9 protein-coding genes, 1 tRNA gene and 1 pseudogene are annotated in these 12,089 nt (G+C 69.6%); 6 read left to right on the top strand and 5 right to left on the bottom strand.

The window, feature by feature from the left end; translation table 11 throughout:
* The first annotated feature begins 185 nt into the window (after positions 1-185).
* Both IG86_RS0101815 and IG86_RS0101810 read left to right on the top strand, forming a co-directional pair.
* Complete coding sequence (locus tag IG86_RS0101815; protein ID WP_030894170.1) at positions 186-722, top strand: sugar transferase; 537 nt, start codon at positions 186-188, stop codon at positions 720-722.
* A 110-nt stretch (positions 723-832) separates the two neighbouring features.
* A pseudogene (locus IG86_RS0101810) lies at positions 833-3,040 on the top strand ((Fe-S)-binding protein); the annotation flags it as partial.
* 901 nt (positions 3,041-3,941) lie between these two features.
* Here IG86_RS0101810 and IG86_RS0101805 read toward each other — a convergent pair.
* On the bottom strand, positions 3,942-4,742 hold the full coding sequence (locus IG86_RS0101805; protein WP_030894165.1) for a hypothetical protein: 801 nt from the start codon (positions 4,740-4,742) through the stop codon (positions 3,942-3,944).
* 287 nt (positions 4,743-5,029) lie between these two features.
* On the opposite strand from IG86_RS0101805, the gene IG86_RS0101800 reads away from it, so the two are divergent.
* Positions 5,030-5,938, top strand: coding sequence for a Yip1 family protein (locus IG86_RS0101800; protein WP_030817387.1), 909 nt, complete (start codon positions 5,030-5,032; stop codon positions 5,936-5,938).
* Between the two features lie 84 nt (positions 5,939-6,022).
* Here IG86_RS0101800 and IG86_RS0101795 read toward each other — a convergent pair whose 3' ends face one another.
* Both IG86_RS0101795 and dcd read right to left on the bottom strand, forming a co-directional pair.
* On the bottom strand, positions 6,023-6,523 hold the full coding sequence (locus IG86_RS0101795; RefSeq protein ID WP_030817386.1) for a phosphoribosyltransferase: 501 nt from the start codon (positions 6,521-6,523) through the stop codon (positions 6,023-6,025).
* On the bottom strand, positions 6,520-7,107 hold the full coding sequence (gene dcd / locus IG86_RS0101790; RefSeq protein ID WP_030647898.1) for a dCTP deaminase: 588 nt from the start codon (positions 7,105-7,107) through the stop codon (positions 6,520-6,522). The genes IG86_RS0101795 and dcd overlap by 4 nt, the downstream gene beginning before the upstream one ends.
* Before the next feature lie 478 nt (positions 7,108-7,585).
* Between dcd and IG86_RS0101780 the strand changes: the two genes are divergently transcribed.
* Positions 7,586-7,659: transfer RNA gene (locus tag IG86_RS0101780), tRNA-Gly, on the top strand.
* Between the two features lie 271 nt (positions 7,660-7,930).
* Here the strand turns inward: IG86_RS0101780 and IG86_RS0101775 are convergent.
* A complete protein-coding gene (locus IG86_RS0101775; RefSeq protein ID WP_030894162.1) occupies positions 7,931-8,407 on the bottom strand; it encodes a cupin domain-containing protein in 477 nt (158 codons plus the stop codon).
* A gap of 145 nt (positions 8,408-8,552) precedes the next feature.
* Here IG86_RS0101775 and IG86_RS43465 point away from each other — a divergent pair, with 145 nt between their 5' ends.
* A complete protein-coding gene (locus IG86_RS43465; RefSeq protein ID WP_167751127.1) occupies positions 8,553-8,690 on the top strand; it encodes a hypothetical protein in 138 nt (45 codons plus the stop codon).
* 415 nt (positions 8,691-9,105) lie between these two features.
* On the top strand, positions 9,106-10,722 hold the full coding sequence (locus IG86_RS0101765; protein ID WP_244305757.1) for a right-handed parallel beta-helix repeat-containing protein: 1,617 nt from the start codon (positions 9,106-9,108) through the stop codon (positions 10,720-10,722).
* Here IG86_RS0101765 and IG86_RS0101760 read toward each other — a convergent pair.
* Positions 10,656-12,080, bottom strand: coding sequence for a UDP-glucose dehydrogenase family protein (locus IG86_RS0101760; RefSeq protein ID WP_167751126.1), 1,425 nt, complete (start codon positions 12,078-12,080; stop codon positions 10,656-10,658). The two genes, IG86_RS0101765 and IG86_RS0101760, sit on opposite strands and share 67 nt — an antisense overlap.
* Positions 12,081-12,089: the final 9 nt, after the last annotated feature.

Raw genomic sequence — 12,089 nt, 5'->3', positions numbered from 1 at the left:
GAGTGGAACAGACTCAACCATGCCGTACCGCCGCGCCCGCGTCAACAGAACTGAGTCGGGTCGACTCAACCTTTAGCTGCCACTTACGCGCAACCCTGTTGCGCCGCCGGGGCGGGGCGGCCGGACGAGGGACCCGCGCCGCGCGGCGCGCCGGGGACGCGACACCCGTGCGGCAGCGTGCTGGCATGCCCCTCACACTGACCGCCTCCCGGCCACGGGTACGGGTACCCGCCCCGCCGCCGGCGAAGCGGGTGCTCGACCTCGTCGGGGCAGTGGTCCTGCTCGCCACGCTCGGCCTGCCGCTCGCGGCCGTCACCGCCCTGCTGTACGCGACCACCGGTGGGCACCCCTTCGCACGGGAGGCCGCCGTCGGCCTCGCCGGGCGGCCGCTGCGGACCTGGCGCTTCCACACGGCCGCGGCGGGGCGGACGGGCGCGCTCCTGGAGCGCTGCGCCCTCGACGTGCTCCCCCAGCTCCTCAACGTGGTCCGCGGTGAGATGTCGCTCGTCGGCCCGCGCCCGGAGGCCCGCACGGACCGCCCGGACCGGCTCCTCGTACGCCCCGGAATGACCGGTTTGTGGCAGATGAGCGCACGCTCCGACCTCCCCTGGGAGGAGATGGCGCTGCTCGACCGGCATTATGTGGAGAACCACTGGCTGGGGATGGACCTGGCGATCCTGGCGCGGACCCCCCTGGCGGCCTACCGACAAAGGCTCGCCTGAGCGACACAGATCACCGCACGCTCAGCTACATTGCGGCGTCGGGAATGGGTAACCTCAAGCCTTGACTTCATAAGTTACCGCTTAGTAAGTGCCGCCCGAGGAGCCCTCCCATGCAACTCGCCGCGATCATCGTGTCGCTGGTCCTGACCGTGGTCGGCGTCGCGCTGCTCGCACGAGCCGTGGCGCAGATCTACCGCTTCGTGAAGATCGGTCAGCCCGTGCCGGCCGGCAGCCGCACGGACGACCCGAAGGCCCGAACGCTCACCCTCGTGCGGGAGTTCCTCGGCCACAGCCGCATGAACCGCTGGGGCATCGTCGGCTTCGCGCACTGGTTCGTCGCGATCGGCTTCCTGACGCTCCCGCCGACCCTGGCCCAGGCCTACGGTCAGCTCTTCCAGGCCGACTGGACGCTTCCGGTCCTGGGCGGCTTCCTGCCGTTCGAGCTCTACATCGAGTTCATCGGCCTGATGACGGTCGTCGGCATCCTGGTCCTGATCGCGATCCGTCTGCTGAGCCTGCCCTCCCGGGCCGGCCGCAAGTCGCGCTTCGCCGGCTCGAAGGCCTGGCAGGCGTACTTCGTCGAGTACATCATCCTCACCATCGGCCTCGCGATCCTGTGCCTGCGCGGCCTTGAGGGCGCGATCCACCACGTGGACGGCTGGGAGCCGGCGTACGCCATCTCGTACCCGCTGGTCATGGCCTTCGACGGGCTGTCGGCGAGCGCGCTGCAGAACGCCATCTACTTCACCGCGATGATCAAGATCGGCACCTCGCTGATCTGGATGATCGTGGTCTCCCTGAACACCAACATGGGTGTCGCCTGGCACCGCTTCCTCGGCTTCCCGAACATCTGGTTCAAGCGCAACGCCGACGGCGCGACCGCGCTGGGCGCGCTCCAGCCGATGACCAGCGGTGGCAAGGAGATCGACTTCGAGGACCCGGGCGAGGACGACAACTTCGGCGTCTCGCAGGTCGAGCAGTTCTCCTGGAAGGGCATCCTCGACTTCTCCACGTGCACCGAGTGCGGCCGCTGCCAGTCGCAGTGCCCCGCCTGGAACACGGGCAAGCCGCTCTCCCCGAAGCTCCTCATCATGTCGCTGCGCGACCACGCGCACGCCAAGGCCCCGTACCTGCTGGCCGGCGGCGGCAAGGACATGGAGGGCAACGAGAAGGCCACGGCGGAGCAGCTCGCCGGTGTCCCCGCCGCGGCGCTGGCCGAGGCCGAGCGCCCGCTGATCGGCACGGTCGAGGAGAACGGCGTCATCGACCCGGACGTGCTGTGGTCCTGCACGACCTGCGGTGCGTGCGTGGAGCAGTGCCCGGTCGACATCGAGCACATCGACCACATCGTCGACATGCGCCGCTACCAGGTGATGATCGAGTCCGCGTTCCCGTCCGAGGCGGGCACGATGCTCAAGAACCTGGAGAAGAAGGGCAACCCCTGGGGCCTGGCGAAGAAGCAGCGCGTCGAGTGGACGAAGGAGGTGGACTTCGAGGTCCCGATCATCGGCAAGGACGCGGAGGACCTCTCCGAGTTCGACTACCTCTACTGGGTCGGCTGCGCCGGCGCGCTGGAGGACCGGGCCAAGAAGACCACGAAGGCCTTCGCGGAGCTGCTGAACATCGCGGGCGTCAAGTTCGCGATCATGGGCGGCGACGAGAAGTGCACCGGTGACTCGCCGCGCCGCCTGGGCAACGAGCCGCTGTTCCAGCAGCTGGGCCAGGAGAACGTGGCCATGCTGAACATGGCGTTCGGCGAGGACGACGACGACCCGGAGACCAAGAAGCCGAAGTCGGCGAAGCGGATCGTCTCGACCTGCCCGCACTGCTTCAACACCATCGCGAACGAGTACCCGCAGCTGGGCGGCGAGTACGAGGTCATCCACCACACGCAGCTGCTGCAGCACCTGATCGACGAGGGCCGGCTGACGCCGGTGACGCCGGTCGACGGCCTGATCACGTACCACGACCCGTGCTACCTGGGCCGGCACAACAAGGTCTACACGCCGCCGCGCGAGATCATGTCGGCCGTGCCGGGTCTGCGCCAGCAGGAGATGCACCGCCACAAGGAGCGGGGCTTCTGCTGCGGCGCCGGTGGCGCGCGGATGTGGATGGAGGAGCGGATCGGCAAGCGCATCAACAACGAGCGCGTCGACGAGGCCCTGTCCCTCAACCCCGACATCGTCTCGACCGCCTGCCCGTTCTGCCTGGTCATGCTGACCGACTCGGTCAACGGCAAGAAGAACGAGGGCCAGGCGAAGGAGTCCGTGCAGGTCGTGGACGTGGCCCAGCTGCTGCTGGAGTCGGTCAAGGCCCCGGGCCCGACGGAGGCGGAACTGGCCGCCCTGGCGGCGGAGGCGGAAGCCGAGGCTGCCGCGGCGGCGGAGGCCGAAGCGGCGGCCAAGGCGAAGGCCGCCGAGGAGGCGAAGGCCAAGGCCGAAGCGGAGGCCAAGGCCAAGGCCGAAGCCGAGGCAAAGGCGAAGGCCGAAGCGGAAGCGAAGGCGGAGGCGGAGGCGGAAGCCGAGGCAAAGGCGAAGGCTGAGGCTGAGGCGGAGGCTGAGGCCAAGGCGGAGGCCGAGGCGGAGGCCGAGGCGGCGGCTGAGGTCGAAGCAGAGGCAGCGCCGCAGGCCGAGACCGAGGCTGACGCGAAGGCTGAAGCGGCGCCGGGGGCCGAGGCCGAGGCGCAGCCCGAGGCCAAGGCGGAAGCCGAGGCGGCGCCGGAGGCCGACGCGAAGCCCGAGGCGCAGAAGGAGGGCCCGGCCGAGCCGAAGGCGAAGGCCGAGGACGCCAAGTAGCCACCAGGCACTCGGTAGCACGCACACACCGCAACGGCCGGTCCCCACTCGGGGACCGGCCGTTGCGGCATTCCAGCGAGGCGCCGCCGGGGGCCGAGGCGGACCGGGGCCGAGTGCGCACCCGAGGCCGGGGCCGGACCCGGAGAAGGCGACGGGCCAGCTGCCGCCAGGCACAGGGCACAGGGCACAGGGCACACACCGCAACGGCCGGTCCCCACTCGGGGGCCGGCCGTTCCGGCATTCCGGCTTCGCCCCCGGACACCACCCACGGGGGGCGGCGAGGCGGCGCCAGGGGCCGAGTGCCCACCCGGGCCCACGACGCCGACGCGCAGCCCCAGGCGGAGCGGCAGGCGCCGGGGGCCAAGGCCCGGAAGGCCCAGTGGGCACCCGGGCCGGCAGCCGCCGGGCACAGGGCGTTGCGGGGTCAGCCCCGGGCGTCGGCCGCGGGGTGGGCCAGCAGGACCGCGAAGCCGAGCCCGGCGGCGTCCGCCGACGCCGTGCCACTGCCGCTGCCGCGCGCCGCGACCGGCGCGTCGACCGTGTACTTCTCGATCAGCCGGCCGTCGAAGTCGTAGACCCAGCTGTTCCCGCCGCCCTTGCCGTCGATGACGAAGAACTTCACGCGCTTGCCGTCGTGGACGAGCTTGTACGTCCAGCCGTCGTTCTGCGTGCTCGGACGCTTCAGGTCGATGACGCCGAGGACGTTGCCGTTCGGCATGGAGATCACCACTCGCTTGCCGCGCGGGCCGTCGGCCAGCTTCGCGATCCGCCCGTCCGGCACGGCGACCCGCACCGAGCTCTCCGCCCTCCCGTGCTTGCGCACATCCGGCTTCGGCTGCGGCTTCGGCGCCCCGTCCAGCCACGACGTCACCGTGCCGTTCGGCTGGAGGACCACGTGCAGGCCGTTGCTCTGCCCGTACGCCGCCGCGCTGCCCCTGCTGACCAGGGTGTCCAGCTTGGTGCCGGCGGCGTATATGTCGGCCTCGAAGTGGTTCTCGCCGAGCTTGCCGACCCTGTAGACCTTGGCGATCGAGCCGTCCGTGAGCTTCACGGCGGTGACGAAGGCCCGCGCGGGCGCCACCCGGGAATCCACCGACGGCCCGACGGGCGGCCCGGGCACGGCCGGGGAGTCCGCGAAGGCGGATCCGACCGGGAGCGCCAGGACGGTGGCCGCGCCGGCGACGACGGCGGCGGTACGGAGGGTGGTTCGGCGGGTGCTGCGCATGATGGGACTCTTCCTCGGGCTCGTTCGTGATCGTTCGTGATCGTTCGTGCTGCGTGGAGTCGACGAAGACGAAGCTACGGGCCCGATATGTGCGTATTCCATCGACAATGTAACGAAGGCCCGCAGAACGCCACGCAGCTACGTAAACCGGACACCGGGCCGATGCGCTCCGGAGGTGGGGACAGCCCCCCGGGGATCCCCTAAGGGATGTCACAGGTCAGCCGCAAAGGGTGCCTGTTCCGGCTGCCCGGCCACCGGAGCCCGCCGGACCAGGTACGTTCGATCACGTGGCTGGATTCAGGATCGGACGCGGCCGGGACAACAACCGCGCTCCCCAACAACCCCCGCAGCAGCAGCAGTCGTACGGTCAGCAGCAACCGCCGCCGTACGGCCAGCCGCCCTACCCTCCCGTCGGCGGGCCGCCACCGCAGCAGCAGTGGCCGCAGCCGAACGCCGGGGGCCACGGCGAGCCGGAGTACTTCGACCCGTACGGGCAGCAGCACCCGCACGCGCAGCAGCCCCCGCACGGCCACGGGGGCGGCGGCAACTACAACAACGACAACCCGGGGCACACGCAGGTCTTCGCCGTCGGCGAGGACCCCTACAGCCAGGGCGCGACCTACCACGCCGGCGCTGCCGCGGCGGCGCCCACCGGGCCGCGGCTGCCGTGGAAGGAGCTGCTCCGCGGCATCGTGACGCGGCCGGGGCAGACCTTCCTGCAGATGCGCGACTACCCCGTCTGGGGTCCGGCGCTGATCGTGACCTTCCTCTACGGCCTCCTCGCGGTCTTCGGCCTCGACGACGCCCGCAAGGACGTGATCAACGCGACCCTGTCGAAGGCCGTCCCGATCGTGCTGTCCGCCGGCGCGGCCTTCGTCATCTGCGGTCTGCTCCTGGGCGCGGTCACGCACACCCTGGCCCGCCAGATGGGCGGCGACGGCAGCTGGCAGCCCACCGTGGGCCTGTCGATGCTGGTCATGTCCATCACGGACGCCCCGCGCCTGCTCTTCGCCGTGTTCCTCGGCGGCGACAACATGATCGTCCAGGTCCTTGGCTGGGCCACCTGGGTCGCCGCGGGCGCGCTCTTCACCTCGCTGGTCAGCAAGTCGCACGACCTGCCCTGGCCGAAGGCGCTCGGCGCCTCCGCGATCCAGCTGATCGCCCTGCTGTCGATCATCAAGCTGGGCACCATCTAGCTGGTGCGCAGACACCCGGACGCGCGAGGGGCCCCCGGCAACGGCCGGGGGCCCCTCGCGCACGTCCGGTCGGACAGCGGTGGATCAGGCGTCGAGGACCTGGCCCTCACGCTTGACGACGGGCGGCTCGACCGACCACGGGAAGTTGATCCACTCGTCGGTCTTCTTCCACACGTACTCGCACTTCACGAGGGAGTGGGACTTCTCGTAGATGACGGCGGAGCGCACCTCGGCGACGTGGCCCAGGCAGAAGTCGTGCACCAGCTTCAGCGTCTTGCCGGTGTCGGCGACGTCGTCGGCGATGAGGACCTTCTTGTTCGTGAAGTCGATCGCCTCGGGCACGGGCGCCAGCATGACCGGCATCTCCAGCGTGGTGCCGACACCGGTGTAGAACTCCACGTTGACCAGGTGGATGTTCTTGCAGTCCAGGGCGTAGGCCAGGCCGCCGGCGACGAACACGCCGCCGCGGGCGATGCTCAGGATGATGTCGGGCTCGTAGCCGTCGTCGGCGATGGTCTGCGCCAGCTCGCGCACGGCGGCGCCGAAGCCCTCGTAGGTCAGGTTCTCGCGTACTGCGTCGCTCATGCCTCGTGCCTCACCTGGGTGCGGTGGAAGTTCTGGAAGGAGCGCGAGGCGGTCGGCCCGCGCTGCCCCTGGTACCTGGAGCCGTACCGTTCGCTGCCGTACGGGAACTCCGCGGGCGAGCTGAGCCGGAACATGCACAGCTGCCCGATCTTCATGCCCGGCCAGAGCTTGATCGGCAGCGTGGCCAGGTTCGACAGCTCAAGGGTCACGTGGCCCGAGAAGCCGGGGTCGATGAACCCGGCGGTCGAGTGCGTCACGAGGCCCAGACGGCCCAGGCTGGACTTCCCCTCCAGCCGGGAGGCGATGTCGTCGGGCAGCGAGATGACCTCGTAGGTCGACGCCAGGACGAACTCACCGGGATGCAGGATGAACGCCTCGTCCCCTTCGGGCTCGACCATCCGCGTCAGGTCCGGCTGCTCGACCGCGGGGTCGATGTGGGCGTAGCGGTGATTCTCGAACACCCGGAAGAACCGGTCGAGACGCACATCGATGCTGGAGGGCTGCACCATCGCCTCGTCGAACGGGTCGATGCGAACCCGTCCGCTGTCGAGCTCGGCCCGGATGTCTTTGTCAGAGAGAAGCACGTCCCGAGGATACGCAGAGCGCGCGGGCCTCCCCCAATCGAGAGGGAACGCCCGCGCGCCCGGCCGTACGTCTCACACCCCGCGCTCAGCGCTTGGGCGCACCGCCGACGGGCACGGCCTGCCGCAGGCGCGCGCATCGCGGACACCGCAGCAGCCGCCCGGGCCCGATCCGGCCGGCACCGAGGTGCTGCAGCGGGAAGGAGGCGGTACTGAAAACGTGCCCTTCGGCACAACGGACGACGGTGTGCTCCATCGTGTCCCTTTCCCCAACGAGCCATTCTGCGACGAATCGCCACATTAGGGGATGATCCGCACCCGCTCCAGCCGCCGCGCTCCGCACGACACGGTACGCCCCAACTCCCGTCCCCACACGCTCCCGTGCACACGACAGACAACGGCGACCCCGCGGCAAATACGCCGGGGGTCGATCATGGGGTAGAGTGTGCAACGGTAGGGATGCAGGAAACTGACCCTCTGCGCGGATGTAGTTTAATGGTAGAACATGAGCTTCCCAAGCTTATAGCGCGGGTTCGATTCCCGTCATCCGCTCCACGACAAAGCCCCAGGTCAGCGACCTGGGGCTTGTTTGTTGTCTAGACCTATCGAGCCTCGCGTGCCATTCGCGTGCCATAAGTGCCGTAACGGGGCGTCAGGTTGGACGCCGAGTGGTCACTGACGGCCACCCTCACCACCCCTTTTCGTCACCTCCCCCGGGCCGCTCCGGCCGGAGCCACGAGCGGGGGGGCGATCCTGTGGACGGCGGCGGTCGCACTGGTGCTTTCGGCTCGCCTCGGGGCCGACTGTCGCGACAAGCCCTCGCTGGTCAGGCGTGCTCGTCCGATGGCTGCTGGGCAGGCTGGACCGACCAGTACGCCGGCTCGTCGTTGCCTGAGTCCTCGTCGCGCTCCGCGTCGGCGGCTGTTGCATGGATCTTGCCCGACGCGTGGTGGACCGGCGCGTAGACGGCGTAGAGCTGCAGGTTCTCGTCACCGATGTTGGTGACGTTGTGCCAAGTGCCGGCGGGCACGAAGATTGCCCAGCCGTCCTCGACCTCCCGGTCGAAGTCGAGTCGATCCTTCGTGCGGCCCATCTGGACGCGGCCCCGGCCTGCGTCGAGTCGTAGGAACTGGTCGGTCTCCGGGTGCGCCTCCAAGCCGATGTCCTCACCCACCGGGATCGACATGAGGGTCAACTGAAGGTACTTCCCGGACCAGGCGACCGCGCGATAGTTCGTGTTGTCGAGTGTCGCCTTCTCAAGGTCGAAGCTTTGAGGTTCCGGCCCGATGTCCTTGATGGTCATAATTCTCTCCCGGTCAATGAAGGCGGTACGCGGTCGCCGTCTTTCCCCAGCCCACGTCAACCTTCTCAGAGCCCTGTGCTCTTCTGGCCGCAAGCGCGCGAGCCACTTCCGCACAAATGGCCGCAACCCGTTGCCGCATTCCGCCGTGCTTCCGGTCGTGCAGTCGACCGGGTTCATGGAGTCGCTGACGGTCTCGCCGGCCAGGCGCGGACGCGACACCTCCATGATCGAGTGCGCCGTCCGCGCCCTCCAGCACGATCCGCGCCCGCTGAGCCAGAGCTAGGCTTGGGCCGTTGTGCGACGACGCACCCAGCCCTCCAGCACAGCCCGCTGGGCATCGGTTGCCGACAATGGCGGAATCCCAGGTCACTGGTAGGGGAGCCGTATGGGCGCGGGTTCGGTTCCCGTCATCCGCTCCACGACAAAGTCCAGGTCAACGACCCGGGTCTTGCGTGTTGTCCAGACCTCTCCGCAACAGGTGCCCGGCGTGCGCAAAATCGGATAATCAAGGCTATTCAGGCTTCCGTTTAAAGATAGGGAGCTATCGCCATGTCACGGACGTAACGCACCTGCGGCTTCTGGCACCTTGTTACGCGAGCTGCGAGAGCCGACGGAATGGGGACACCGGGATGATGCGCGACCGTCGGACCGTCGGGTGGGGTCGTCGTGCTGGGGCGAAGTTCGTCGCGGGTGTGACCGTGGGCGCGATCACCCTTCTCTCCGGATGCGGTGTGCTCAAGCCCTACACGCCGCCGCGGCCTCCCGCCGAGGGGCCCCTCACCTTCTACGTGAGCCCGGACGGCGATGACGATCGCGACGGGCTGTCCGAGGCGACCGCCTGGCGCACCCTCGGCAGGGCCGACCAGGTGCCGTTCCGGCCGGGAGACCGTCTCCGGCTCAAAGGCGGCGCGCGCTTCCCAGGTGGGCTGACCATCGGCGCGGGTGACGCGGGCAGCGCGCCGAAACCCGTCGTGATCGATTCGTACGGCACTGGCCGGGCCACCATCGCGCCGCGCGGCTCGGCCGGCATCGCCGTCTACAACACCGCCGGCGTGGAGATCCGCAATCTGGCGATCGTCGGCGACGCCAAGGCTCAGGGCAGCGCGGACGGCATCAGCTTCTTCAACGACCTCCCCGGCGGAAAGCGCCTGAACCACGTGCGGATCACCGGCGTCGACGTGTCCCGGTTCCAGAACGGAATCCGCCTCGGCGCGGGCCCCAAGTCCTCGGGGTTCGGCGACATCCGGATCAGCGACTCGGCAGTGCACCACAATCAGGACGCCGGACTGGTCACCTACGGGCCGCAGTTCAAGGCCAAGGATCCCCGCTACGCGCACGAGAAGCTCACGATCACGCGGGTCAAGGCGTACGGCAATCCCGGAGACCCGACGGCGGACGACCGCAACACGGGCAGCGGCATCGTCCTCGGCAGCGTTCGGGGCTCCACCGTTCAGCAGTCGCTCTCGTACGACAACGGTGCGAAGTCCTCGGCCCGGGCCAAGGAGGGGCCCGAGGGAATCTGGACGTACGACTCGACCCGCGTGATCATCCAGAACAACAAGGCCTACCGCAACCGCACCGGGTCCCGCGTCGACGGCGGGGGTTTCGGTCTGGACAACAACGTCTCGTCCTCGGTGCTCCAGTACAACCTGTCCTACGGCAACGACGGCGCGGGCTTCCTGGTGTATTCAGGCGAGCCGAGCAACGCACACAAGGACAACGTCGTGCGGTTCAACTACAGCTGGGACGACGCCAGGAAGCTGTCCTGGTACGGCGGCATCGTGGCCTTCGGCGACCTCCTGCGGAATCTGGAGATCTACCACAACACCGTGATCCTGCGGTCGAGCGGCGCCGACCGGCCTCCGGCCCTGCGACTGCGGAACGGAATGAGCGAAGTAGCCGTCCGCAACAACATCTTCGTCACCAACGGTGCTCCCGTAGTGGATTCGGACACCAACTACACCCAGGGCCTGGTTCGTCTGCAGGGCAACGACTACTTCAGCACCGGCGACTGGAAGGTGCAGTGGGGCAAGACCCGGTACTCCGACCTGGATGCCTGGCGGAAGCGGGCCGGACAGGAACTGCTCGGTACCGTCCTGACGGGCAGCACCGCCGACCCGTGCCTCGCGGGCGCGGTGGCCCCGGTCACCGATGCGGCCGGGGCCACCCCTCTCGTCTCCCAGTGCGCCGACCAGCTGGACGGCGCCGTCACGCTGCAGTCGGTCGGCGTCAACCCGGGCCAGGTCGACTACTTCGGGGCACGACTGAGCACAGCGCCCTCCGCAGGTGCCGCGCAGCCACGCGCCGAGGAGTGACCCAGGGCGCCGCCGCCCCGCTGGGGTGCGGGCACGGTGGCGGGGCCGGGCCGGCCCAGTGTCCGGACGGTCCAGCCGGCGGAGCGCCACAGACCCGCGTCGAGGTTGTTGCGGGCATCGACCAGGCGCGGTGCGCACACCACGCGTGCCAGCTTCACCGGGTCGGCCTCCCGGTACTGGCTCCACTCGGTCAGGTGCAGCACGACATCGGCCCCCCGGCACGCGGTCAGCACGTCGTCCTCGTAGCGCAGCTCGGGGTGGGCCAGGTGGGCGTTGTAGATGCCCTCGGGGTCGTGGACCCGTACCTCACCGCCCTCGCGGTGGACGGCCGCCGCGACGGCGAGCGCCGGCGAATCACGGACGTCGTCGCTGTTCGGCTTGAAGGTGGCGCCCAGGACCGCGATGCGGTGTCCGGAGAACGCACCGCCCACCAGGTCGCGGGCGATGGCGACGGTCCGCAGCCGCTGGCGCAGGTTGATGTCGTCGACCTGGCGCAGGAAGCTCACCGCCTCCCCGACGCCGAGTTCCCGGGCCCGCGCGGTGAACGCCCGGATGTCCTTGGGCAGGCAGCCGCCGCCGAACCCGAGGCCGGCGTTGAGGAAGCGGCGCCCGATGCGGGTGTCGTGTCCGAGCGCGTCGGCGAGGGTGCTCACATCGGCACCGGCCGCGTCGCAGACCTCCGCCATCGCGTTGATGAACGAGATCTTGGTCGCGAGGAAGGAGTTCGCCGCGACCTTGACCAGCTCTGCGGTGGCGGGGTCGGTGCTGATGTACGGGATGCCGGCGTCGAGCATGGGGGCGTACACCTCGCGCAGGATCCCGTCCGCGCGCGGTGAGGTGACGCCCGCCACGAGCCGGTCGGGCCGCAGCGTGTCCTCGACCGCGAACCCCTCGCGCAGGAACTCCGGGTTCCAGGCGACCTCCACGTCGACGCCCTCGGGGGCGAGCCCCCTCAGCCGGGCCGCGATGCGGGGTGTGGTGCCCACCGGCACGGTGGACTTGCCCACGATCAGGCAAGGGCTGCTCAGGTGGGGGACCAGCCCGTCGATGACGGCGTCTACGTGGCGCAGGTCGGCGGCATCCGAGCCGGCCTGCTGCGGGGTGCCGACGCAGACGAAGTGGACCTCACCGAAGGCCGCCGCCTCGCTGAGGGAGGTGGAGAAGCGCAGGCGCCCGGAGTCGAGGGCTCGGGTCAGCACCTCGTCGAGTCCCGGCTCGAAGAAGGGGGGCCTGCCCTCGGTGAGGGCTCTGATCTTTTCGGCATCGACGTCGACGCCGAGGACCTCGTGTCCGATGTCCGCCATGCACGCCGCGTGCACGGCTCCGAGGTATCCCGTACCGATGACGGTCAGGCGCATGCGCATCTC

It is taken from the genome of Streptomyces virginiae (assembly GCF_000720455.1).
GTDB classification, from domain to species: Bacteria; Actinomycetota; Actinomycetes; order Streptomycetales; family Streptomycetaceae; genus Streptomyces; species Streptomyces virginiae.
The sequence above is the reverse complement of the archived record's forward strand: the minus strand, read 5'-3'. Positions and strand labels throughout refer to the sequence as shown.

Excerpts from the sequence above, each read along its gene's own strand:
- IG86_RS0101815 (WP_030894170.1), top strand. The coding sequence starts at position 186 with ATGCCCCTCACACTGACCGCCTCCCGGCCACGGGTACGGGTACCCGCC.
- IG86_RS0101805 (WP_030894165.1), bottom strand. The coding sequence starts at position 4,742 with ATGCGCAGCACCCGCCGAACCACCCTCCGTACCGCCGCCGTCGTCGCC.
- IG86_RS0101795 (WP_030817386.1), bottom strand. The coding sequence starts at position 6,523 with ATGAGCGACGCAGTACGCGAGAACCTGACCTACGAGGGCTTCGGCGCC.
- IG86_RS0101775 (WP_030894162.1), bottom strand. The coding sequence starts at position 8,407 with ATGACCATCAAGGACATCGGGCCGGAACCTCAAAGCTTCGACCTTGAG.
- IG86_RS0101760 (WP_167751126.1), bottom strand. The coding sequence starts at position 12,080 with ATGCGCCTGACCGTCATCGGTACGGGATACCTCGGAGCCGTGCACGCG.